This window comes from Virgibacillus siamensis (genome assembly GCF_900162695.1).
In the GTDB taxonomy this organism is placed as follows: Bacteria; Bacillota; Bacilli; order Bacillales; family Amphibacillaceae; genus Lentibacillus; species Lentibacillus siamensis_A.
The window spans coordinates 2,979,388-3,001,775 of the sequence record NZ_FUIH01000007.1 but is presented as its reverse complement, the minus strand read 5'-3'; the positions used below and the strand labels follow the sequence as shown (position 1 = coordinate 3,001,775).

General features: G+C 42.4%; 24 protein-coding genes. 17 read left to right on the top strand and 7 right to left on the bottom strand.

Annotated features, from left to right (window positions below; all coding sequences use genetic code 11):
- Nucleotides 1–83 precede the first annotated feature (83 nt).
- The 3 genes from B1K71_RS18200 to B1K71_RS18190 are packed head-to-tail and all read left to right on the top strand — an operon-like array spanning nucleotide 84 to nucleotide 3,677.
- Nucleotides 84–2,222 carry a ribonucleoside-diphosphate reductase subunit alpha gene (locus B1K71_RS18200; RefSeq protein ID WP_428848875.1) on the top strand — a complete coding sequence of 713 codons (2,139 nt, stop codon included), beginning with the start codon at nucleotides 84–86 and terminating at the stop codon, nucleotides 2,220–2,222.
- Complete coding sequence (locus B1K71_RS18195; protein WP_077329499.1) at nucleotides 2,219–2,653, top strand: flavodoxin; 435 nt, start codon at nucleotides 2,219–2,221, stop codon at nucleotides 2,651–2,653. Before B1K71_RS18200 ends, B1K71_RS18195 begins: the two co-directional genes overlap by 4 nt.
- Nucleotides 2,634–3,677, top strand: coding sequence for a ribonucleotide-diphosphate reductase subunit beta (locus B1K71_RS18190; RefSeq protein ID WP_077329497.1), 1,044 nt, complete (start codon nucleotides 2,634–2,636; stop codon nucleotides 3,675–3,677). The genes B1K71_RS18195 and B1K71_RS18190 overlap by 20 nt, the downstream gene beginning before the upstream one ends.
- Before the next feature lie 250 nt (nucleotides 3,678–3,927).
- Here the strand turns inward: B1K71_RS18190 and B1K71_RS18185 are convergent, their stop codons facing one another.
- On the bottom strand, nucleotides 3,928–5,184 hold the full coding sequence (locus B1K71_RS18185) for a hypothetical protein (RefSeq protein WP_077329495.1): 1,257 nt from the start codon (nucleotides 5,182–5,184) through the stop codon (nucleotides 3,928–3,930).
- Nucleotides 5,185–5,370: 186 nt separating this feature from the next.
- Between B1K71_RS18185 and B1K71_RS18180 the strand changes: the two genes are divergently transcribed.
- Nucleotides 5,371–6,411 carry a MerR family transcriptional regulator gene (locus B1K71_RS18180; protein WP_077329493.1) on the top strand — a complete coding sequence of 347 codons (1,041 nt, stop codon included), beginning with the start codon at nucleotides 5,371–5,373 and terminating at the stop codon, nucleotides 6,409–6,411.
- Complete coding sequence (locus B1K71_RS18175) at nucleotides 6,408–6,887, top strand: GNAT family N-acetyltransferase (RefSeq protein WP_077329491.1); 480 nt, start codon at nucleotides 6,408–6,410, stop codon at nucleotides 6,885–6,887. Before B1K71_RS18180 ends, B1K71_RS18175 begins: the two co-directional genes overlap by 4 nt.
- A 41-nt stretch (nucleotides 6,888–6,928) precedes the next feature.
- Here B1K71_RS18175 and B1K71_RS18170 read toward each other — a convergent pair whose 3' ends face one another.
- Both B1K71_RS18170 and B1K71_RS18165 read right to left on the bottom strand, forming a co-directional pair.
- Complete coding sequence (locus B1K71_RS18170) at nucleotides 6,929–8,077, bottom strand: N-acetylmuramoyl-L-alanine amidase (RefSeq protein ID WP_077329489.1); 1,149 nt, start codon at nucleotides 8,075–8,077, stop codon at nucleotides 6,929–6,931.
- A 132-nt stretch (nucleotides 8,078–8,209) separates the two neighbouring features.
- Complete coding sequence (locus B1K71_RS18165) at nucleotides 8,210–8,647, bottom strand: GNAT family N-acetyltransferase (protein WP_077329488.1); 438 nt, start codon at nucleotides 8,645–8,647, stop codon at nucleotides 8,210–8,212.
- 381 nt (nucleotides 8,648–9,028) lie between these two features.
- Between B1K71_RS18165 and B1K71_RS18160 the strand changes: the two genes are divergently transcribed.
- The 4 genes from B1K71_RS18160 to B1K71_RS18145 all read left to right on the top strand — a co-directional run bounded on the left by B1K71_RS18160 (nucleotide 9,029) and on the right by B1K71_RS18145 (nucleotide 11,624).
- Nucleotides 9,029–9,523, top strand: coding sequence for a DinB family protein (locus B1K71_RS18160; protein WP_077329486.1), 495 nt, complete (start codon nucleotides 9,029–9,031; stop codon nucleotides 9,521–9,523).
- A gap of 125 nt (nucleotides 9,524–9,648) precedes the next feature.
- Nucleotides 9,649–10,749 carry an ethanolamine utilization protein EutH gene (eutH, locus tag B1K71_RS18155; protein ID WP_077329484.1) on the top strand — a complete coding sequence of 367 codons (1,101 nt, stop codon included), beginning with the start codon at nucleotides 9,649–9,651 and terminating at the stop codon, nucleotides 10,747–10,749.
- A complete protein-coding gene (locus tag B1K71_RS18150) occupies nucleotides 10,742–11,161 on the top strand; it encodes a DUF1801 domain-containing protein (protein WP_077329482.1) in 420 nt (139 codons plus the stop codon). Before eutH ends, B1K71_RS18150 begins: the two co-directional genes overlap by 8 nt.
- Nucleotides 11,162–11,180: 19 nt before the next feature.
- Complete coding sequence (locus tag B1K71_RS18145; protein WP_077329480.1) at nucleotides 11,181–11,624, top strand: GNAT family N-acetyltransferase; 444 nt, start codon at nucleotides 11,181–11,183, stop codon at nucleotides 11,622–11,624.
- 115 nt (nucleotides 11,625–11,739) lie between these two features.
- Here the strand turns inward: B1K71_RS18145 and B1K71_RS18140 are convergent, their stop codons facing one another.
- Complete coding sequence (locus B1K71_RS18140; protein ID WP_077329478.1) at nucleotides 11,740–12,297, bottom strand: superoxide dismutase family protein; 558 nt, start codon at nucleotides 12,295–12,297, stop codon at nucleotides 11,740–11,742.
- A 305-nt stretch (nucleotides 12,298–12,602) separates the two neighbouring features.
- The gene (locus tag B1K71_RS18135; RefSeq protein WP_077329477.1) at nucleotides 12,603–12,824 is read right to left on the bottom strand and encodes a hypothetical protein; all 222 of its coding nucleotides are present in this window, start codon (nucleotides 12,822–12,824) and stop codon (nucleotides 12,603–12,605) included.
- A 231-nt stretch (nucleotides 12,825–13,055) separates the two neighbouring features.
- On the opposite strand from B1K71_RS18135, the gene B1K71_RS18130 reads away from it, so the two are divergent.
- Nucleotides 13,056–13,982 carry an ABC transporter ATP-binding protein gene (locus B1K71_RS18130; protein WP_077329475.1) on the top strand — a complete coding sequence of 309 codons (927 nt, stop codon included), beginning with the start codon at nucleotides 13,056–13,058 and terminating at the stop codon, nucleotides 13,980–13,982.
- Complete coding sequence (locus tag B1K71_RS18125) at nucleotides 13,975–15,210, top strand: ABC transporter permease (RefSeq protein ID WP_077329473.1); 1,236 nt, start codon at nucleotides 13,975–13,977, stop codon at nucleotides 15,208–15,210. Before B1K71_RS18130 ends, B1K71_RS18125 begins: the two co-directional genes overlap by 8 nt.
- A gap of 50 nt (nucleotides 15,211–15,260) precedes the next feature.
- Here B1K71_RS18125 and B1K71_RS18120 read toward each other — a convergent pair whose 3' ends face one another.
- The gene (locus tag B1K71_RS18120) at nucleotides 15,261–15,458 is read right to left on the bottom strand and encodes a PspC domain-containing protein (RefSeq protein ID WP_077329471.1); all 198 of its coding nucleotides are present in this window, start codon (nucleotides 15,456–15,458) and stop codon (nucleotides 15,261–15,263) included.
- Between the two features lie 140 nt (nucleotides 15,459–15,598).
- Here B1K71_RS18120 and B1K71_RS18115 point away from each other — a divergent pair, with 140 nt between their 5' ends.
- The 6 genes from B1K71_RS18115 to B1K71_RS20040 all read left to right on the top strand — a co-directional run bounded on the left by B1K71_RS18115 (nucleotide 15,599) and on the right by B1K71_RS20040 (nucleotide 21,004).
- On the top strand, nucleotides 15,599–16,315 hold the full coding sequence (locus B1K71_RS18115; protein WP_077329470.1) for a sulfite exporter TauE/SafE family protein: 717 nt from the start codon (nucleotides 15,599–15,601) through the stop codon (nucleotides 16,313–16,315).
- Nucleotides 16,316–16,582: 267 nt separating this feature from the next.
- The gene (locus B1K71_RS18110; protein ID WP_077329468.1) at nucleotides 16,583–16,807 is read left to right on the top strand and encodes a DUF1659 domain-containing protein; all 225 of its coding nucleotides are present in this window, start codon (nucleotides 16,583–16,585) and stop codon (nucleotides 16,805–16,807) included.
- A 33-nt stretch (nucleotides 16,808–16,840) separates the two neighbouring features.
- Nucleotides 16,841–17,056, top strand: coding sequence for a DUF2922 domain-containing protein (locus tag B1K71_RS18105; protein ID WP_077329466.1), 216 nt, complete (start codon nucleotides 16,841–16,843; stop codon nucleotides 17,054–17,056).
- A gap of 171 nt (nucleotides 17,057–17,227) precedes the next feature.
- Nucleotides 17,228–17,362 carry a YvrJ family protein gene (locus B1K71_RS18100; RefSeq protein WP_077329464.1) on the top strand — a complete coding sequence of 45 codons (135 nt, stop codon included), beginning with the start codon at nucleotides 17,228–17,230 and terminating at the stop codon, nucleotides 17,360–17,362.
- A 239-nt stretch (nucleotides 17,363–17,601) separates the two neighbouring features.
- Nucleotides 17,602–20,763, top strand: coding sequence for a DEAD/DEAH box helicase (locus tag B1K71_RS18095; RefSeq protein WP_077329462.1), 3,162 nt, complete (start codon nucleotides 17,602–17,604; stop codon nucleotides 20,761–20,763).
- Between the two features lie 91 nt (nucleotides 20,764–20,854).
- Nucleotides 20,855–21,004 carry a hypothetical protein gene (locus tag B1K71_RS20040; RefSeq protein WP_175631964.1) on the top strand — a complete coding sequence of 50 codons (150 nt, stop codon included), beginning with the start codon at nucleotides 20,855–20,857 and terminating at the stop codon, nucleotides 21,002–21,004.
- 79 nt (nucleotides 21,005–21,083) lie between these two features.
- On the opposite strand, the gene B1K71_RS18090 is transcribed toward B1K71_RS20040, so the two are convergent.
- Nucleotides 21,084–22,373 (bottom strand): hypothetical protein, encoded by a 1,290-nt coding sequence (locus tag B1K71_RS18090; protein WP_077329460.1) that lies wholly within the window; start codon nucleotides 22,371–22,373, stop codon nucleotides 21,084–21,086.
- Between the last annotated feature and the right edge of the window lie 15 nt (nucleotides 22,374–22,388).

The following is a 22,388-nucleotide window of genomic DNA, read 5'->3' as shown; positions in this document are numbered from 1 at the left end:
TTTATGGAAAAAAGGAGGCAGTCAAATTGGTAACAACTGCAGTAAAGCATACCGAAAAATTGATAGAACAGGCTACAGATGGTTTGAAGGTGGATACAGCGATATTGCTAGAGAAAGCTCAACAGAATGATTCACATGAGAGTTTGATAAAGGCGGCGCTTGAACAGATGGATGAGGCGAATCCGGACTGGACGTTTGCCGCAAGCAGGATTTACCTGGATCAAATATACCGGGAGGCGGCGGAAAATAGAGGGAATATGTCTGGCTACGGGGACTTTCATCATCTGATCGAGACATTAACCGATAAAGGGATTTATTCCGATCTTTTGCTGCAAAAGTATACGAAGGAGGAAATTGATTTTTTTTCTGAATACATACAACCGGATCGTGATCACCTTTTCAACTACCTTGGACTATATACGCTGGCTACCAGGTATTTGGCACGTGACCATGATAAGAAGGTTTATGAATTGCCTCAGGAGCGTTGGATGGTTATCGCGATGTATCTGATGCAGGATGAGGAGCCAGCCCAGCGTACCGAATACGTAATGGAGGCTTACTGGGCGCTCAGCAATTTATATATGACGGTAGCGACACCGACGATGACAAATGCCGGGAAGACGCATGGTCAATTGTCCAGCTGTTTTATTGACACGGTTGATGACAGCCTGCAGTCAATCTATGACAGCAACACAGATATCGCCAAACTGTCCAAAAACGGCGGCGGAATTGGTGTTTATATGGGAAAAATCCGCAGCCGCGGCAGTTCCATTAAAGGGTTTAAAAACATGTCCAGCGGTGTTGTTCCATGGATTAAGCAGTTGAATAATACGGCGGTGAATGTTGATCAGCTCGGTACCCGCAAAGGTGCGATTGCCATTTATCTGGATGTGTGGCATCGCGATATTGAGGCATTTCTTGATTTGAAGTTGAATAATGGGGACGATCGTTTGCGGGCCCATGATATTTTCACAGGGGTATGCCTGCCTGATTTGTTTATGGAACAGGTGGAAAAACGCGGCGACTGGCATTTATTTGACCCGCATGAAGTACGTCAGGTGATGGGTTTTTCACTGGAAGATTTCTATGATGAAGAAGCTGGAACAGGAAGTTTTCGGGAGCGTTATCTGGAATGTGCCGCATCGCCATTGTTAACGAAACGAACGGTTCCGGCCATTGAAATTATGAAGCGGATTATGAAGTCGCAGCTCGAGTCCGGCACGCCATTTATGTTTTACCGGGATGAAGTGAACCGGCATAACACAAACGCACATAAAGGAATGATCTATTGCTCTAATCTTTGTACGGAAATCACGCAAAATCAGTCACCGACCGAATTTCTGGAGGAATATGTGGAAGCAGAGGATACGATTGTCCAAAAATATAAGTCCGGTGATTATGTCGTGTGTAATTTGAGTTCCATTAATCTGGGGCGGGCTGTTCCGGACGGGGTGTTGGAACGTCTGATCAGGATTCAGGTCCGTATGCTTGATAATGTTATTGACATAAATACATTGCCGATCAAGCAAGCCCGGCTGACCAATCAAAAATACCGGGCAATCGGTCTTGGGACGTTCGGCTGGCATCATTTGCTCGCGAAAAAAGGTGTACATTGGGAAACGGATGAAGCGGTATCATTTGCAGATAAGCTTTATGAAAAAATAGCCTATTTAACGATTCAAAACAGCATGGAATTAAGTAAGGAAAAAGGCAGTTATCCAGCCTTTGCAGGGAGCAAGTGGGAATCAGGCACTTATTTTTCCGAAAAAAATTATATCGGCAAAGCATGGGATGAACTAAAAGCAGGAGTTACGGAACATGGTATTCGAAACGGCTATCTGATGGCTGTTGCACCGAATTCGTCAACATCCATGATTGCCGGGTCCACAGCAAGTATTGATCCTGTTTTTAAGCCGTTTTATTTTGAGGAGAAAAAGGATTTTAAGATAGCAGCTGCGGCTCCGGAACTTGATTACCGGACGTACGATATTTACCGGAAGTCAGCCTATATTCTTGATCAGCGCTGGTCGATCCGTCAGAATGCTGCACGGCAAAAGCACGTTGATCAAAGCATTTCCTTTAACTTTTATGTACCAAATACAATCAAAGCATCCGTATTGCTTGATTTGCACCTGCAGGCTTGGAAAGAAGGGTTGAAAACAACGTATTATGTCCGGTCGACCTCAAATGACGTCGAAGAATGTGAGTGGTGTGAAAGTTGAGGTGTGTCATTGCTTATCTTTCGTACAGCGGAAACACGATGGAAGTGGCGGAAATGCTTGAGGATTATCTATTGCAGGATGGTATGGCCGTTGATCTGCACCGTATTGGTGCGGATCCGCCGGTTGATGCTTCCAGCTATGATTGTATTTTCATCGGAACATTTACATGGGACAGGGGTTCAACACCTGATGAGGTGAAGGATTTTGTGCTGGAAATCGGTTATAAGCCTGATTGTGTCGCGGTATTTGGAACAGGTGATACACAATTTGGCGGGGGTGCGTTGTTCTGCCGGGCAGTTGATAAGCTGACTCACTTTTACGGCAGCGACTGGAACGGACTGAAAATCGAACAATCACCGCGCGGGTCTCAGGAGAAACTGGTTAAAAATTGGATTGAAGGAGTGTTGCATGATGTCAAAAGCATTGCTTGAAAAAGCAAAAACGTTGGAACCGTTACACCCGAACAAATCGACAGCATTGTTTGGGGGAGAATCAAGCGGCATTTTGAACTGGAATAATATCGCTTATCCGCACTGGTATAAAATTTATAAACGGCTGATTGGCAACTACTGGCAGGCGGATGAAATCAACATGTCAGCGGATGTGCGGCAGTTTTCCGATTTAAGCGAATCTGAGCGCGATGCTTATTTGAAAATCATTGGGTTGCTGTCAACACTGGACGCACCACAGACGAGAACGGCACTGTTGATTTCACTGTATGCGACTGATCCGTCCGTCCAATCGATTATGGCAGTTATCGCCCAGCAGGAGGCGGTTCATAATGAAAGCTATTCATATGTGCTCTCATCAGTTGTTTCACTGGATGAACAAAATATGGCATTTGAGCTTGGGCGGCATGATTCGGTGTTGTTGAAGCGAAATGAGTATCTGACCAGGCAGTATAATACTTTCGTGGAAAATCCGTCCATTGAAAATATGCTGAAAACAATGGTTTATACGGCCCTTCTGGAAGGGATGTTTTTCTATTCCGGATTTGCCTTCTTTTACAATTTGGCACGGCAAAATAAAATGGTTGGAACGTCTACCATGATCAGCTATATTAATCGGGATGAACTGGAACACGGTCGTTTTATTGCTGAGTTGTTCCGGGCCGCATTGGCAGAAAATCCGGAACTGAACGATGCAGATTTTAGCGAATGGGTTTACGAGCAATTCCGCATTTCGGTGGAGCTGGAGATGGAATGGTCGAATTATGTCCTGTCAGAAGTTGACGGAATTGATACGGATGAAATGGCAGGATATGTGAAGTATCGGGCCAATAAAATGCTGCGAATGATGGGATTAAGCGAGATTTATCCCGATTATACGGACAACCCAATGAAGTGGATTCGAGCTTATGTTGATAATTTCGACGGAACAAAAACCGACTTTTTCGAACAAAAATCCCGCCAATACACAAAAACAAGTGACCTGAACGGATTCGACGATTTGTAAGTCTGGGCTGGTTGGTGCCAAATTTGCATTTGGCTTAAGTTCGTGTGGATTCGGCTCTAATTGACACAGAATCGGCTCAAAATTGGTCTAAATCGGCTCAAGTTCACAATTATTCGGCTTAAATTGAAATAGAAGGAAGATGTCGAAACGCTAAAGTTCGCATGTTTTGATAAAATTTTCGCGAAATCCGGATAAACAAAAACTGACAAAATGCGGTATGCACCAACTTGAGGGTGCATACCGCATTATTTTACAATGTACCCAGCAGAATTGTTTCTCCTGTAACCGCATCGACAGCATACGCGCAATCCAGTTTCCCGCATAAGACATAGCTTCCGCTTGCATCGTCGTAAACATATACAGGGTCGATTTCAAGATGCTCCTGCAGTTTTTTAAATGCATCTTCCTGCCCAACCGTTACCAAGTCCGCCTCCTGAAAATCATTAAACATTTGAAGCATTTCTTTATTATCAATATAATTGACAGGTGCCAGCCGGTCAGGGTCAATGATTACTCTGACTTTACGTTCAAACACGTAACCCGTTGGCTCTGTCGGGCGCAACTCGGCAAACAAATAACCTTTCTCCCGGCTTAATTTTGTAAGTTTCCATTGTCCGCTGTCATCAGGGTAAACTTTTTGCAGAAAATGGAGCGTCTCCATTGCACAGGCTTTTTGTTCTTCTTCTGAAATGGGCTGTGCGTCCGGGTGAGGCTTGTTTGCAATCGCCATCTCAACTGTTGCTTCCGTGGAAAAATCGGTTTCCTGTGATACGAATGCCTCATCAAGTGCTTCATCCCATTCCAAAACCATGTCAAAAACGATGGAGGAATTTGCATCCCGAACAAACGGAATGGTCGTTTTCCCGTCATTTCTGATAAAGATTTCTTCAATTCCGTAATAGGCTTTCCATTTCTTTTCACTTTCATCGGGAATTTCCATCAATACACACTGCTTCCCGGCACAAGGTTCGAACTTTTCCGGTGTCAGGGCGAACGGTTCCCATTGAATCCGGCTTTCATCCGGGAAGTCACCGTCAATCCGGAAGTCAGTCAATTGTTTGGCTGCATTGAAGGCAATTTCAATCGTACCAACCGGTGATACCGGAATATTATCAACCGCTGCTCCAAACCGTAATACCCCATCATCTTCATCGATAAGCAGAAATTGCCGCCCGAATGTCAGCCCTGTCTGCTCTTCTATCCATTCAATGGCGCTTTCGGTATCTGGTAAGGGGTACTTATCCGGAGCGGCATAACTGACGCCTTGAACGAATGTGATTTGTGTAAATTCCTTCGTATGAAAATTAAGGTCCACCACAGCTGCCCCGGCAGAAATAACATTTTCCGCATTTTGTACGGTATTTGGCAACCATTCCATACTCAAGATATAAATCGTCTCATTAAAATGATTGGTTTCCTGATAAAACTGATGCTGCTTTAAATCGTATTGTTCCAAGCCCAGTTTTTCCTGTGTGTATTCGATTGTTTCCTGAAGCTGTTTATTCATGTCGCATTCCTCGTTTCACTGCAAAGTATGTCCAGTATAACAAAATTTTGAATGCTGACCTATTTTTAATCGAAATACACTGCGCTCTTCCGCAGTGTATTCCCTCCGTAAAATTTGGTTCAAAAAACCTCTTTACATTAACGTAACGTCAACGTTTATTATAAAAGAAGAAAGGGGCGACAAGCAATGCAAATTAAAGAAGTGGCTGACAAATTAAATACAACAACGAGGACAATCCGGTTTTATGAACAGAAGGGGCTTATCACACCTGAAAAGGATACAGATAATGACTACCGCACATTTACGGATACGGATATTCTCCGGCTAAGTACCATTCTGGCGCTGCGGGAAATCGGTATGTCCGTGGAAAATATAAAACAGATCCTCCATAATCCGGATATGAGCATGAGCGATTATTTGAATGTGCAGCGGTCGGCATTATTTGAGAAGTGGATTGAAATGAAGGATATGATCGGTACGCTGGATACAATGATTGCGCAGACTGCTGACGGTAATTATTCCATTAATGAAATTTTTGAACTGGCACAACACCTGAAAAACATGAAAGCAATGCGTAAATACTGGCAGGACAAGTGGAATTTTGATAAGCAGGCGGCCGATTATGATCAAAACATTAAAATGGCGGGTTATCGATTCAATGTACACATGGACTATCATGATGCACTCGCAAAGGCTGCAGAGACCGTACACTTGGAGGCAGGGGATGTCTGTGCAGATATTGGAGTCGGAACGGGCAATTTGGGGGAAAAGTTTCTTCAAAAAGGTGCAAACGTGATTGGAATTGATCAGTCTGAAGAGATGCTGAAGGTCTGCCGACAGAAAAATCCGGAAATAGATACACGGAAAGGACACTTTTTTGCACTTCCATTATTGGATCACCAAGTGGATGCCATCGTATCAAGTTATGCTTTGCATCATATTACCAATCCGGAAAAGTATGTGGCATTGGAGGAAATGTCACGGGTACTGGCGAATGAAGGTCAAATCTGTATTGTTGATTTAATGTTCTTAAATGAGGAGCATCGCGGTTACGTCATAAACAAGTTCCGCAATGAGGGAAATACAAAGGCCATAGAGGCAATTGAAGATGAGTATTATGCTGACCGTTCAAAGCTTGTCAGCTGGCTTGAGGAAAACGGCTATCAAGTGGAAACCCATCAGTTTAATGACATTTTAAGTATGATTTATGCGGTGAAAAAGAAATGAACGGAAAAGTTAAGCTGCAGTGCTATGAACAAAAATTTGCGATGACAATTGGTAATTATTTTCTGGAGGAGAAACAGCAGCAGTATACTGCAACCCCTGTTGAAGCGCTCCAAGCATGTGTACAAGACCCCGGCAGACATCCGGTATTGATCCTCTACGGGAATTGTCTGGTCGGATTTTTCGTTCTCCACGGGTGGGGAGGTGTGAAAAAATACAGTGATAACAAGAATGCCATTTTGCTTCGGGCATACTCCATCGACAGCAGACAACAGGGAAAGGGGTTTGCCAAACAATCATTGTCGTTACTCGATGACTTTGTAAAAAAATATTTCCCGGGAAAAGATGAAGTTGTGCTTGCGGTTAATCATGGAAATGTAAGGGCGCAGAAGCTGTATAATGCAAACGGATTCCGGGACAGTGGGCGTCGTGTTATGGGCAAAAAGGGTGAGCAACTGGTATACTATCGGAAAATCTAATAAGAAAAGCTGCCCATTTAAGATGAGCAGCTTTTTTCAATCTAATTAAAATAATTCAACAGCCCGTCAACAATTCCATCCGCAACGTTATTTTGGTAGGCGTTGGTTTGTGCTGCTGCCAGGTCGCCTGGATTTGTTATAAATCCTAATTCAATAAGAACAGCAAGGTCACTGTTTTCACGAAGTACATGATAGTCGCTGCGGATAATGCCGCGGCTGTACAGATTCACATGTTGTCCAATTGCGGATTGAAGAGAACTGGCCAGTTGACGGTCAGCACCACCTGAATAATAATGGGTGCTCACACCGTTTACTCCCATCACAGGATAAGCGTTATAGTGCAAGCTTATGAATGCATGTGTGTTGTATGAACTACTCATTTGCACTCTTTTCTCCAGTGTGAGGAAATAATCGCTGTCACGGGTTAAGATGACAGTTGCCCCGGCTGCCCGCAATTTTTGAGCGATGTTATCGACGGTGTTCATAATGACATCTTTTTCATAAATGCCGCCGATGCCGATTGCTCCCGGGTCCTTACCGCCGTGGCCAGGGTCCAGTACGATGTTGTAGCCTGCAAGAGAGCCGTTGGCAGTGTTGTTGCTTTGCGGTACAGCATCATGATTGCTGCTGTTGTCATTGCTGGTGTTTGCTGTGTCCGGAGTGTTTTTGCCGCCGTTATTATAATCGGTCAGCCACCCCGCAATCCAGCCGGTTGATCCATCGCTGAGGGCTACTTTATTCCAATTGTTTGCTGATTTCACTAAGCTGTATGTATCACCCTTGGAAGTGTAGCCGATGATTTTATGTTCTGTTCCAGGCCCGGTGCGAATTCTTACCTCAGTCGCCGTTACAGTAACCTGTTCCGGAGAAGCATTGGAAACCGATGCGGAACTTGAACCGGAGTCAGAGCCTCCCTGGTTATCCGCCTGGTATAGAAATTGGGATGCCACCCATGCGACTTGTCCATCGTAGTAGGTTTTCACCCAACCAAACGCTTCCTCGAATGCTACTACTCTATCACCACTATTTAATTTTCCGATAATCTGTGCGCTGTGTGATGGCGCTGTTCTTACATTCAGATTGTTTGCTCCAACTTCATAGGTTTTGCCGCTGTCAGCGTGCACAGCCGGTATAAAAATAAAGAATAATAACATCAAACTGATGCCAGCTGTTAACGAACGCATTTTCATGTAGACACCTCCTTTATATTATACTATATGATAATTGCCCCTATGACCAGATACTAAACTAATATTCTACAAAATTCGCACAAAAGTACTATGAGAAAATAGGAAAATATAAGGTTTCCATGGAGTAAAAATTTAATTCTTTTCAGTGGCGTTCCATTCCGCAAACGTTTTTCGGTAGCCGTAAAATGGACGATAATCCAATTGCTTATAAAAGGACTGGGAACTGCTTGCAGCCAGAAGTTCCATTCTGGTAGAGGGATATAGACTGTGAATGAATGCCAGCAATTTCTGACCAATTCCCTGACCACGATATTCTTTCTCGATGATTACTTCGCAAATAAAAAGTGTTACCGCTGTATCTGTCATTCCCCGGATGTAACCGATAATTTGATCACCATCAAGCACTAAATAGGCAATGTTAGAATTGTTCCAAGCCCGCATTGTATCCATTTTCTTTTCAACAAGATTGTTCCAGCCTTCAACGGCATTTAAGTGTTGAATGGTTTCAAAATCAGTTTCCCGGTATTTCCGGACTTGTAATGACATCCCGTTTTGTAATGTTATATTCATATTCAAACTCCTTCCTTTTGGAATCCATTCAAAAGTTAATATTGCTTGTTTTGACCACTCCTGGATCGTGTTCAGGATCCACGTTGCTTTCCTCCGCCTGGAATTATACGCCCATCATAACACAGCATTTGATCATTTTCGGGGAATTTTAAAAGGATTTTGCCATTTTTTATTGAATATGTAATGGAAGAGCAAATGATTGTGAAATAAGGCGCTTCCCGTCTGAATACATATGAAACAGAAGGAAAAAGGTACGAATTCAGGGGGGATTCCATGGATTTTCTTGTTCAGGTATTTCTGGCAGTTGGCATCATTTATTTTATATTCTTTTCGTTTTACTTGTTTGATGTATTTAAAAATAAAAAATAAGGAGTTTTTCCATTGAATGTATTAAAGGAGCAGTATAATTTAGTCAGACACACAAGAGAGTCTTTGTTTCGGTTTTGTGAAACATTGGATCCGAAAGATTATACGAGAAAGGTGGAGGGATTTGGTTGGGGATCGGTTCGGAATCTGCATGTGCATGTGGCGGAATGTTACCAAAATTGGCTTGCTAAATTCGGTATGCAAGAAAATCTGACCCCAGTGGAACCGGGTATGGTTCAGAATGTCAAAGAAATGCGAGAGGTATTCGAACAGGTAAATATGCTGATGCTCCGGTTTTTGGAAACCTATGAGGGGAGATATGGTGAAGGTTTGGAACGTACATGGCACGGAGATAAGGCTGTATTGTCCCCGTTGTGGCTGTTCACACATACAATTACCCACGAATTTCACCATAAAGGTCAAATTGTTTCGATGGCCCGTCAGATGCGCTATATTCCTGCAGATACTGACTTGCTTCCTCCTGAGGATATTGAAGCATTATATAATTAAACTTGCAGAAAGGCAGCTTTGCATTGATGATCCGGGACAATATGGTTACGATTATGATATTGTAAGTGTCTGAAACAATATGATGATGCGCATAAAAGCTTCACACATCAGGAATGGAGACAGACATGGGAATTAACGACATAATAATTTTTATTGTAGTTGGATTTATGTGCCTTGGTGCACTTGATAAATGTATCGGAAATAAACTCGGTTTAGGAGAGCGGTTTACCGAGGGATTTATGGCAATGGGAACATTAACCCTTGCGATGGTTGGCATCATTTCGCTTTCCCCGGTAATTGCCGGGTTGCTGACCCCGATTGTTGCACCAGTATACCGGTTAATTGGAGCAGATCCTGCTGCATTTGCAAATACAATCTTAGCAATCGACATGGGCGGATACTCTCTTGCACAGGAAATGTCCATCAGTGCGGAATCTGAACTTTTTTCATGGGTATTCCTTGGCACCATGATGGGACCAACCATTGTCTTCACAATTCCCGTGTCACTTGGCATTATTAAAAAAGAGGATCATCCATATTTTGCTAAAGGAATCCTGCTAGGACTGATGACGGTTCCGTTCGGCTGCCTTATTGGCGGTCTTGCCGGTGGAATGGGTTTAGTTATGATGTTGAAAAACCTGCTTCCGACAATTTTGTTTTCAATCCTTATCGCCATCGGTTTATGGAAAAAGACGGAACAGATGATTTATGGTTTCTCTATTTTCGGCAAATTCATTGAAATTATCGCGATTGGCGGACTGGCAGCCATTATTGTCGAGACGCTGACCGGTATCACGTTGATTGAAAATATGCTGCCAATCAAGGAAGGAATCCAGATCATCGGAATGATAGCGATTTTCCTGGCAGGTGCTTTTCCTATGGTTGCATTTATTTCAAAAGTATTCCAAAGACCATTGCGAAGGGTTGGCGACATATTGGGAATCAGCAATACTTCAACGACTGGACTGGTAGCCTCACTTGCCCACACTATTCCAATGCTTGTACTTGTGAATGATATGGAGCCGCGCGGGAAAGTGGTTAATATTGCATTTGCAGTCAGCGGGGCGTTTGTATTTGGCAGCCATTTAGGATTTGTGGCAGGAATTAATAGAGAAATCGTATTTGCTCTGATAGTGGGAAAACTTGCAGGCGGAATCAGTGCGGTTCTGCTGGCAATCCTGACTACACCAAAATCGGATAACAGGGGTGATACTGTAAATGTATGAATTAAAGACAAAGCCAAATGATGACAGTGTGATTGCATTCATTGAAACAGTCGAGCATGAAAGAAAGCGTGATGATGCTTTTCGATTACTGGATATTTTCGCCGAAACAACCGGTTATGAGGCATCCATGTGGGGCTCAAGAATTATTGGATTTGGACGGTATCACTATAAATATGCGTCAGGGCATGAAGGTGATGCGCCGCTTGTTGGTTTTTCTCCGGGAAAAGCCAGGTTCAGTCTATACCTTGCGACAGGCGATACCAGGCGTGAAGAATTGCTCGGCCAACTGGGCAAGCATAAGACAGGGAAAGCATGTGTGTATATTAATAAGCTCGCAGATATTGATGTGGAAATATTAAGAGCATTGATCAGCCAATCCGTCCGTTTTTTACAGGAAACCTATCCGGAATAATAACGAAAGGACGAAGATTATGCAGACCATACAGATAAATGAACTTCAAACAGACGAAGAGATTATGGCGGCATTTCCCGTCATGCGTCAATTGCGAAAACATCTTGATGAACCGACTTATCTTGATTTGGTGCAGGATGCAATGGCGAATGATCATTATCGGATGTTTGCGTTGTATATGGACAACCAACTTGCCGCTGTTGTGGGATTCAAACCGATGATCACCCTGTACTACGGCAGATTCGTCTGGGTTTGTGATCTGGTAACGGATGCCGGCGTCCGTTCAAATGGGCACGGTGAGAGACTGCTTTCGTTCGTTCATACATGGGCAGAAGAACATAACTATGAAAGTGTTGCACTCTCCTCAGGTTTGCAGCGGGAGGATGCTCACCGCTTCTATGAGAAGAAAATGGACTATGCTAAAGTAAGTTATGTGTTCAGGCACAGTCTAACGGAACAGTAATCTAATACGGATCACATGCGATCACAGGGCAGTATCACTCCCGTTATATTCGGAGAAATAATTTGAATTCTGGGGAACACAAAAACGCTCGAATGGAGCGTTTTTGTGTTCTCCTTTACTTTTCAATCACACCACAGGCAATCCGCTCACCGGCATTACCGGATGGCTGTGAAATATAATCGTCCGGTTTTGCATGAATGATAAGTGCTGAACCGTCATCATCAAGCAGGGAATTCTTTTTCCCTTCAATCAACGTTACCATGTCATTGGTTCCTTTTGCTTGAACATCACCTTTTTTATTCACCTTAATATTCGGCAGATCGCCGGCATGAGGACCTTTTGGATTTTTAAAACCATGTTCCGCATTGGTCGGATTAAAATGCCCGCCAGCTGATTCAAAGTCAGGCGGCTCACAAACCCCGGTTTCATGAATATGGAATCCATGTTCACCTGGTGGAAGGTTGTGCGCAGCCAGTGAAATGCTGACTTTGCCGTGCAATTGCTTGAGTACCGCGGTTCCGACTTTTTCTTTGTCTTTATTGTAGAGTGTAACGTCCACCGATTCGGCAGGTTCCTCCATCTCATGGGCACTTGTAGGCGGTTGTTGATCCGCAGCCCATACACCAAGCATCAGAAAAAGCCCCAGCGGTAAAAAAATTAACCATTTCGTCATTGTTATGATTCTCCTTTGTCCATTTTCAGCACTAGCTTGTGCCAAATTGGAAAGGATATACATTATCATCACGATTGTTCCAAAAAATACGGGCGTTCACGATGAAATACGATCCGTTAGTGAATAAAACGAGCGTTCACTGGGAAATACAGTCTTTCATCGAAAAATACAAGCCTTCGCAGGAAAATACAGTCCTTCCCAAAGAAATGCAGCGATTCAGCAAACAATCATATTCTCATCAAGACAGGGACCCATTCAAAAAGATAGAATCCCAAAGCATGAAAAAAGCTGATTGGATTGTCCAATCAGCTTTCACCCGTTTCTCTATTTTGGAAATTCATAAATATCACGATGATACTTGCAAATACGATGAATATTGTCTCATAACCCAGGCTGCCAAGGAAATAAAAGCAGACAAAGGGGACAACCGCTGCGATTATCAGACTTATATTCGGATTTTTTTTCAATAGATAAACTGCCAAAAATAATGATGCCATTGCCACCATTGTCAGGCCCCATCCCATCATTGTTCACCTTCCTGCTGTCCATTTCAATTAAAATAAAATAGGAATCTATGTAAGCAAATTGTATTGTAACATTTTCTTTACAGTTTGGAAACAATTTGATTTCAATTTTTACAAATTCGCACAATAGATTCAAATACATTGGAACCATTTCTATGCGTGACACGTATAGAATAATGACAGTTTCAGGCAATCAAATATATTAATCATCTGTAATAGAGGGGGAATATTTTTATGGACACAGTCCTTACAGTGGATGCACTGGAAAAATCGTTTAAGGAAAAACAAATACTGAAGAAAATTTCCTTTGACGTACGAAAAGGGGAGATTATGGCCATTCTCGGTCCGAATGGTGCAGGCAAGTCAACTACTATCCGTAATATCATGGGAATCATGTATCCGGATGCCGGCATGATATCCTTCCAGGGTTATGATAAAATACCGCGCCATAAAATCGGTTATTTACCGGAGGAGCGGGGGTTGTATAAAAATGTCAAGGTGATGGATATTCTGCTTTATTTAGCTGAGTTGAAGGATTATCCATTGAAAAAGGCGAAAGAACGCGCGCTCGATTACTTAAAGAAATTTGATTTGGAAGGAAAGGACAACGTTTCTGTAGAAGAATTGTCAAAAGGAATGGGGCAAAAAGTGCAATTCATTGCCTCGATTATTCATGAACCGGAACTATTGATTTTGGATGAACCTTTCTCGGGGTTGGACCCGGTCAGCCAGGAATTGTTTAAACAGGAAATTCGTAACCTGGCTGAAAAGGGAACTGCAATTTTATTATCCTCTCATCAAATGAATCTGGTGGAGGAAATGTGTGATCGTCTATTCATGATGGCAGACGGACAAAAAGTTATTTATGGAAACATGGATGATGTGAAAACCGAGTATGCCAATTTTAAATGCACCATTCGCGGCAAAAATGATGTACAGCTTCTGGAAAATCTTCCTGATGTTCAGCGTGTTGAACAGACTGAGGAAACTTCCACATTATATTTGTCCAAAGATGTAGAAGCAGCTGTATGGTTAAAAAATCTTCCGGACAGTCTGATGATTCACGAATTGTCCATTGACCGTATCTCCTTGCACGAAATATTCATTGATATCGCGACAGATAAAAATTTGCTTCAGGAAGCGGGTGAGGTCCATGCGTAATGCCATGAAAGTTGCTAAATGGGAGATTAAGCGGAATATGAAAAACAAATCGTTTCTGATTGGTTTGTTTTTAACGCCGGTCATATTCCTGGGATTCATGTTTTTCGGAAGTCTGTTCAGTGATGATTCGGAACCGGAAACAACCAGCGTGTTTATTCATGACGAACTGAATTTATATAATACATTACAGAAAATAGTTGAACAGCAGGATCTCAACTGGGATATCCAAAAAACGGATATTGGGGAAGACCAATTGGAGGAAGAACTTGCTGATGCTGAACATACAGCATATATCTTTCTGACCGGGGATACGCTGAACAGCGGTACAATCCCTGTTTACACAAGTGACGATATGGAAAACACGTTTATGCAGCAGGTTCAAATTCTTACAGGACCGATTCGTATTTCCCAGTTAAAGCAAAGCGGATTATCAGATGAACAACTTGCCGCTGTATCAAAAGGGATCCATTTCAAGGAAACATCCGCAGAAGACATAAAGGAAGGCGGGGATTCGGATCAGTCCGGTCCGTTTAGTGGAGATGCACTGGAGCGGGTGGTGCCGGTTGCGTTTGCGGGCATTATTTTACTTTCCATCGTATTTTCAGGTATGTATATTTTCCAAAGCGCGTCCAATGAAAAGAAAGATAAAATTGCGGAAATCATTCTCTCATCGTTGACACCAGGGGAACTAATGCAGGGTAAAATTATTGGCTATTTTATTTTGGGAATGTTCCAGGCAGTTGTCTTCCTTGCCTTTGCCGTACCAATCAGCGTTTGGAAACTTGACGTTCCAATTTTGGAGTATTTGTTAGTACCAGAATTAATTTTGTATATCTTTATTGCTATCCTAGGCTATTTCCTGTTTGCTGCGATATTTGTCGGTGTCGGAGCTACGATGGCAGATATGACAGCAACAGGGAACTTCCAGGGCATGGTGATGATGCTGCCGTTTCTTCCATTTGTTTTTATCGGACCGGTAATAAGCGATGCGGCAGGACTGGTTGCACAAATTGGCTCATATATACCGTTCACGGCACCTGGGGTACTATTATTGAGACTGGCTATTTTAGATGACATCCCGACTGTTCAAATCATTATTTCACTGGTGATTCTTCTTGTCAGCATTTGGATCTGCATGAAAATTGCCGGGAAAATATTTAAGACAGGGATTCTTATGTATGGTAAAAATGCTACACCTGCTGAAATTTGGAAGTGGATCCGTGCATAATGCTGTACATTAAAAAGCAGCGCTTGGATGATGCCGTCCAAGCGCTGTGATCATTGATACAAATCGTTATCTGTTGGCAATACAATTGCTGCGATAATGTAAATTAAAATAAAAAATCCGCTGGTTAGAAACGCCAATATTACCGTGATAATCCGCAGTATACTTACTTCCAGGTTATAAATTTCACTCAGCCCACCTAAAACACCGGCTAATTGTTTTTCCCTGGTGGATTTATAGAATTTTTTCATACGGAATCCTCCTTGTTCTATATCTGTTCCAAGTTTACCATATTCAAAGGAGAATATTTTTAGTTCATATTTTGATATCAGTGAAACAATCGATTTGGTAAACTGGATATGGTAGACATACGAAACTGGCAGGTGTTCATGTGGAAACAATTATTCTATTTTCAGTCATTATATTACTTGCATCCGTTCTGCAAACAAGCACGGGATTTGGGTTTTCCATAGTGGCAACGCCATTTTTGCTTGTGCTTTTTGACCCGCGTGAAGCAATACAGATTAATCTGATTCTATCTCTGATTATTTCCATCGCACTTATTTTAAAAATTAAACATGACATTGATAAAAGGATTTTAAAGCGTTTCATTACAGGCAGTCTTATCGGGTTGCCGGTTGGAATTTCCATCTTTTTAATAATGGATATGACCCTGTTGAAATTGGGGGTTGGATTGCTGATTGTTGTGCTGACGGTCTTGCTGGTTTTAAAATTTCGAATCCATCAGAGCGACAGACGTGATTTGGTAATTGGCGGTGTATCGGGAGCATTTACAACAAGCATTGGTATCCCCGGTCCACCGATATTATTGTATTTTTCCGGTACAGCTACATCCAAGGAAACGTTACGGGGAACAACACTTGCATTTTATTTATGGATTTATGCCATAAGCCTGGTCATTCAGGTGATCGTTGCCGGGACAACCCGTGACGTATGGGAATCAAGTCTGACTGCTTTGCCGATCGTTATAATTGGGCTTGTGCTGGGACAAATGCTCTTTAAATGGATCAGCCAGGATCTGTTTCGTAAATTGACTTACATTCTGCTGCTTTTCTCCGGCATTTATCTATTTATACAGCAATTTTAATACTGTAATAAAACTATCGTCACCTGACAGGAAAGGGTGGCGATTTTTGATGGGGGGCTGCGAAATAGGTTCGGCGGCAAACGCGAATTGTTCAGCGGCTAATGCCAAATGTTCAGCGGGTAGCGAGAATTGTTCGGCGGTTACGAGCGAATGTTCGGCGGGAAACGTGAATTATTCAGCACCGCCGGTAAAATCAGGCGATTGCATTTTTTGAATGCCACCTTTTCACTGTTCCTTTCGATTATAGGGTGAAGGGAGGTGGAGAACATGGCAGTAGCAGAAATGACTGCAAGCCGTTTAACACTTGTATTGGACGACGGAGATGACATCCTGACAGGCAAAACAATCTACAAGTCCAAAAGCTTCAACAATGTTAAAATTTCGGCAACAGCGGACCAGTTGTTCGCAATCGCAACGGCTGTCGCAGGGCTTCAGCAGCGCCCGCTCTATAACATTGAACGGGATGACAGCTCCGACATTACACAGGCATAACGGAACAAATAATAAAGGGAAGGAGGTACCGTGATGAAAAAGCTTGAATTGAAATTTGTTAACGCTGAAGGGAAAACAGTGACCTATTCATTGGACAAGCCGGTTGAACCTGTTGATCCGACGGCTGTAAAAAGTGCCATGGATGAAATTATTGCCCAAAACGCTTTTGCTTCATCCGGCGGTGATCTGCTGTCCATAAAAAGTGCACGGATTGTCGAACGTAACGTTACAGACATTGAATTAGCATAAACACATGGAGGAAATGCGATTACCTGTTCACTCAGACCAGCGGCACACAAGCCCCTGGTCTTCCTTTTCATAGGAAAATCGTGCAAGCGCTCCGCCTGACTAAGACAGCTAACGGCTGCGCTGATTAATCCCGGAAAGAATATCAATCTATAGCAGAAAGGAGGGATACCAGTGGAAGCCTGGATATCATTTGTGACGGAGGTTGGCTTTCCAATAGTGGTGACATTTTATTTGCTGCACCGCATCGAAGGAAAGCTAAATGACCTGATCAGTTCCATCCATGCACTGCCGGAAAAAATGAAATAATAAGCCAATAACTTCGGCCCGTGCCGGAGTTATTGGTGTTATTGGATATTTCCTGTTTTAAAAAACAACACTTAAAACGCATCACCGGGTATATAATTTTATTATGGCACCAATCCTGTTAATAGTATTTAGTTTTAAAAAGGCCTGACCTCGTTTACAATTATAAATGTTTACTGAAAACCAAAAGGTATTTTAAAATAAAGAGATAAAGAGATTTCAGAAGGTAGGTTGCTAGTATTTTGACTAATTTTAGCGATGTAAACATACAAAAATTGTTTCCTTCCGTCGTGTACAGAAGGGGATTGGAATATTTTCAGAATGGCCTTGTAAACAATCTTTTATACGATATAAATTACAATGTATGGACTGCCTCCGTAGCTGGAACAGAAGATTACTTCGTGGAAATTGACACATCTGAATTCGATAAGGGATCCATAAATACTTATTGCGACTGCCCGGCATATAGCACATTTGGTCCATGCAAGCATATCGCTGCTGTCATGCTGTCAATTGCAGACAGGCAGACAGGCGGTAAACAGTACGTCTCCCGTAACTATACTGCATCCGACAATTTTATGCAGTCCATTGCATCCTTAAATGATTACCAGGCAGGCAATGATCTGACGTATCGCAAAAAACAAGTGCATGTGGAATATTATTGCAAATGGACGTACGATCACCACCTGATGCTGGAAATGAAAGCAGGCGACTCCCGAAGTTTGATTGTTAAAAACGCGGCCGAATTTCTGGAGGATGTTCATGAGGGCAGGGAACATTATTTTACAAAAAGTTTCACCTATGATCCATCTGTACATGTAATTGATGCACCGGACAGGGAAATTTTTGGGCTTCTGCATGAAAGCATCCGGAATGAAAAAATTTATGCCGGACGGGTTTTTCATTATCGTGATTCCCCGGAGCGTGCGATTGTTATCCCGCCGCTGCTCGCAAAACAGCTGCTGTACTTGCTTGTGGAACGCGATTTTACTGTCGAAACAGGTGAAAGAAAAACGTATCGTGATATCCGTATTGTAGAGGACGAACTTCCTTTTCAGTTTGATCTGACGAAAGATCATGAAGGTGAACTGATGCTGAAGATTGAGGAATTGGAGCGAATGACATATTTAAAGCTGTATGAACTTATATTTAAAGAAGGGAGTTTTTATTTTCCTTCAAAGGAACAGGTTCCAATCGTGGAGAAGGTCACTGCAATGCCGCCTGCTTACAAAAACCTGCCAATCGCGAAGAAACAGGCAGATGCATTTATTTCGGAAGTGATTCCTTCCTTGAAACGAATTGGAGATGTTCAAATAGCTGACAGTGTTTCATCCGAAATCATTCAGCATCCGCTTACAGCAAAACTTTATTTGGAAATGAAGGATGATGCCATTATTGGCAGGCTGGAGTATCACTATGGGGATCTTCAGATTGATCCGTTCAATGGACGTGATCAGGAAGATGTCATCGTAATTCGGGATGTTGAAAAAGAAAAGCAGGTTATGCACCTGATTGAACATGCGAATTTTCATTACAATGGTGAGAAATTATATATTTCACCGGATGAGGATGAATTATACGACTTTCTGTATCATATGCTTCCATTGTTGGATAAATATGTGGATCTGTTTCTGACATCTGATCTGCGGAATATGATTGTGGATCAGCAGCCATCCCCGACTACGAGTGTAAACCTGGAGTCTTCCTCCAATCTGCTTGATATTGGTTTTAACATTGAAGGTATCAATGATTCCGAAGTGGACCAGGTGCTGGATGCAATTATGGAAAGAAAACGGTATTATCGGATGCAGAATGGTGCCCTTCTATCGCTGGAGGGTGAAGAATTTTCGTCGATGAAGCAGCTCATGGAAGATCTGGATATTCAGAAAGAAGATATGCAGGATGGAAATGTACAGATGCCGGTTTTCCGGGGTACACAGGTGGATGATTTGATCCACACGAAGAAGGCGTATGATCCGGCATTTCGTAAGCTGCTGCATCAACTGCGTTCACCGGAGGAGCAGGTTTTTCCATTGCCGGAAAATTTGCAGGCAACCTTAAGAAGTTATCAGATGACCGGTTATCAATGGTTTAAATCACTTAGTGCCTATTACCTGGGCGGGATTTTGGCAGATGACATGGGACTTGGAAAAACAATTCAAAGCATCGCCTATATTCTGTCTGAACCAAGTGATCAGCCGCATCTGATTGTTGCACCATCGTCCGTTTTATATAATTGGAAAAATGAATGTGAGAAATTTGCTCCCACTTTGAAAACAGCTATATTGACTGGAACACCAAAAGAACGGGAGAAGATGATCAATGAGTTTTCCTACATGGACGTATGGATTACTTCCTACGCAACATTGAGGCAAGATATTGCGCTCTATCGGGAAAAAGCGTTTCAGACGCTGATTTTGGATGAGGCACAATATATCAAAAATTATGCAACAAAAACGTCCCGCGCCATCCGGGAGATTGATGCAAGCAGGCGTTTTGCGCTGAGTGGAACACCGATTGAAAACTCGATTGATGAACTTTGGGCTATTTTTCAGGTGATATTGCCGGGATTGATGCCAAATCAGCGGACATTTAAGCAAATGTCGCCTGAAAAAATTGCATCGCTGACAAAACCGTTCATCCTGAGACGTTTGAAGCAGGATGTTTTAAAAGAACTGCCCGAAAAGATTGAAACTGTTCATGTTTCCGAATTGACCAAAGAGCAAAAAAATCTTTATGTCGGATACTGGAGAGAGCTGCAGCAGGAGGCGGCGAAATCCATGGAAGAAACCGGTTTTAACAAAAACCGTATGAAAATCCTTGCCGGCCTGACCAGACTGCGTCAAATATGCTGTCATCCGTCTGTTTTTGCTGATAATTATGAAGGTGAGTCCGGTAAATTGAATCAATTGATGGATACCATCCGCAATGCTATCGCCAACGGCAAACGCATGCTCATATTCTCGCAGTTTACCAGTATGCACGAGATTATAATTGAAAAACTGAAAGCGGAAGGTATTGATTTCTTTTATTTACACGGTCAAACCCCTTCACAGGAACGGGTGCATATGAGCGAGCGGTTCAACAATGGCGAGAAAAATGTTTTTCTTATATCACTGAAAGCCGGTGGTACCGGATTGAACCTGACAGGCGCTGACACCGTGATCCTTTATGATTTGTGGTGGAATCCGGCAGTCGAAGATCAGGCAACAGGACGCGCACACCGTTTTGGCCAAAAAAATGTGGTGCAGGTGATTCGGCTGATTACAGAAGGAACGATTGAAGAAAAAATTTATGAATTACAGCAGAAAAAACGTGAACTGATTGATCAGGTCATCCAGCCTGGTGAGACAATGCTTTCCAGTCTCAGTGAGGAGGATGTGCGTGAATTGCTGAACATATAAGTGGCCGGATATTTCCGGCCATTCACGTTTAGGATTTGTTTTAATAGGGTATTAAATATCTGGAAGGATTATATGAAGGGGGATGATTAAATTGGTTACTGTTCTGAAAGGTATTCTAAAATTTTTTGTATCCAATTTAACAGTTGTGCTTGTAATTATTTTGCTGCCTGTTTTTCTTATTACCGATAGTGTAACATTCTTTGAGGATATCATGAATTACCTGTTTAATAACAAATCCTGAAGAAAAAACCAGATAGCAGGTTTATCTGGTTTTGACCTTGGCATTAAGCCAAGTTTTTTTATTTCAATAAGTTTAAGTATTATTGGTTGATCTGAAATAATTTACGCGGCCTTCCTTTTACATATGGTTTTTCTTCACCGACAACTTTAATCACCTCACCAGCCAGAAGTTTTTTGACGGTGCGTTCAGCACTGCGCTTTGTTACCTGATAGTACCCTGCGATGTCATTTGCCGAGAATGGTTCATTATTCCGAATTTCAATGAAATCAATAAAGTTATAGGAAAGTTCATTATTCAGCCGGGCCCGATGGATTAAGGCTTGGTATAATTCGGATGTATTAAATTCTTTTTCAACACCGAGCGGGCCAATCGTATCATTCCGCTCATTTACAATGTAACACGTGCTTTCACCGGAGTGTGCACATGCCTCAAGTGCTGATTTGGCATTGTCTTCTGCTTGTTTGGCTGTCAGCCCAAGCCCGAATCCAATATCAACCGGCGTACTAAGCGCATGCTCCATTTCCTGCAGCAGCGGAAAGTCACGGTAATGGTTTGTAATATGGTTCAGGATTCCCTGTGTACCGAAGAGAACAAATTGGTTATTGCTGTTTGTCAAAACGGATGAGTACGTTTTTTGGGCATATTTCAGCAAAACATGGTGCAGTTTTAATAATAATTCCTGTGCGTGTAAATCGCCTTTTTCACGTTTGACTGCATCAAAGTTTTTAATGTTAATATAACCGGCAACTATTTGCGCGTTTTTAGACTGATTCAGTGTGGCTATTGACTTTGCCTGTTCAATGGCACGCTCAATATTCAGCATGGGAATTTCCATGCAGTTTGTTGGAATGCCTTTTTCCCTCAGCTTTTGCTCTACTTCATGGATGGATGTCAGCGCAAAATCAGCCTTCCCGTCTTTCCACTTTTTTTCATGGAATGCTGTGATTCGGTCAATATCCATGACATCGTCACCAAAACTGTACGTATAAATTTCACTGGCATCTTTTTTTAATTCGGATAAAACCTCATCAACATGATGGCTGTCCAGTACGTCGATAGACAACCGGTTCAAGTCCTGGTTGTGATAATTTCGGACCCGATAGAATGAGGTTAGAATCATGTACTCGTCAAAAGCAATTTGCACAGCCGGAAGCCTTTTTTTATCTATTTTTTCTTTCGCATATAAATATGGCAATGCACCCGCAAACAGATATATATCACACATGACCGCTTTTTCTACTAACTCCACAGTCTCGCTTGATTCCGAAAATACGAAAGGAACAACCTCTACATCATCCAGATTTTCAACATACCGGCTGATTCTCCCGGTTATTTCCGCACAGCCAAATACAGCTATCTTCACTTTCATAAATGACCCCTCCAA

Bases quoted from the DNA above. Each gene is read 5' to 3' on its own strand.
- B1K71_RS18135 (WP_077329477.1), bottom strand. From the start codon at position 12,824: ATGATGGGATGGGGCCTGACAATGGTGGCAATGGCATCATTATTTTTG.
- eutH (WP_077329484.1), top strand. From the start codon at position 9,649: ATGGGAATTAACGACATAATAATTTTTATTGTAGTTGGATTTATGTGC.
- B1K71_RS18150 (WP_077329482.1), top strand. From the start codon at position 10,742: ATGTATGAATTAAAGACAAAGCCAAATGATGACAGTGTGATTGCATTC.
- B1K71_RS18130 (WP_077329475.1), top strand. From the start codon at position 13,056: ATGGACACAGTCCTTACAGTGGATGCACTGGAAAAATCGTTTAAGGAA.
- B1K71_RS18180 (WP_077329493.1), top strand. From the start codon at position 5,371: ATGCAAATTAAAGAAGTGGCTGACAAATTAAATACAACAACGAGGACA.
- B1K71_RS18165 (WP_077329488.1), bottom strand. From the start codon at position 8,647: ATGAATATAACATTACAAAACGGGATGTCATTACAAGTCCGGAAATAC.
- B1K71_RS18120 (WP_077329471.1), bottom strand. From the start codon at position 15,458: ATGAAAAAATTCTATAAATCCACCAGGGAAAAACAATTAGCCGGTGTT.
- B1K71_RS18090 (WP_077329460.1), bottom strand. From the start codon at position 22,373: ATGAAAGTGAAGATAGCTGTATTTGGCTGTGCGGAAATAACCGGGAGA.
- B1K71_RS18145 (WP_077329480.1), top strand. From the start codon at position 11,181: ATGCAGACCATACAGATAAATGAACTTCAAACAGACGAAGAGATTATG.
- B1K71_RS18175 (WP_077329491.1), top strand. From the start codon at position 6,408: ATGAACGGAAAAGTTAAGCTGCAGTGCTATGAACAAAAATTTGCGATG.
- B1K71_RS18170 (WP_077329489.1), bottom strand. From the start codon at position 8,077: ATGAAAATGCGTTCGTTAACAGCTGGCATCAGTTTGATGTTATTATTC.
- B1K71_RS18105 (WP_077329466.1), top strand. From the start codon at position 16,841: ATGAAAAAGCTTGAATTGAAATTTGTTAACGCTGAAGGGAAAACAGTG.
- B1K71_RS18185 (WP_077329495.1), bottom strand. From the start codon at position 5,184: ATGAATAAACAGCTTCAGGAAACAATCGAATACACACAGGAAAAACTG.
- B1K71_RS18190 (WP_077329497.1), top strand. From the start codon at position 2,634: ATGTCAAAAGCATTGCTTGAAAAAGCAAAAACGTTGGAACCGTTACAC.
- B1K71_RS18140 (WP_077329478.1), bottom strand. From the start codon at position 12,297: ATGACGAAATGGTTAATTTTTTTACCGCTGGGGCTTTTTCTGATGCTT.
- B1K71_RS18110 (WP_077329468.1), top strand. From the start codon at position 16,583: ATGGCAGTAGCAGAAATGACTGCAAGCCGTTTAACACTTGTATTGGAC.
- B1K71_RS18125 (WP_077329473.1), top strand. From the start codon at position 13,975: ATGCGTAATGCCATGAAAGTTGCTAAATGGGAGATTAAGCGGAATATG.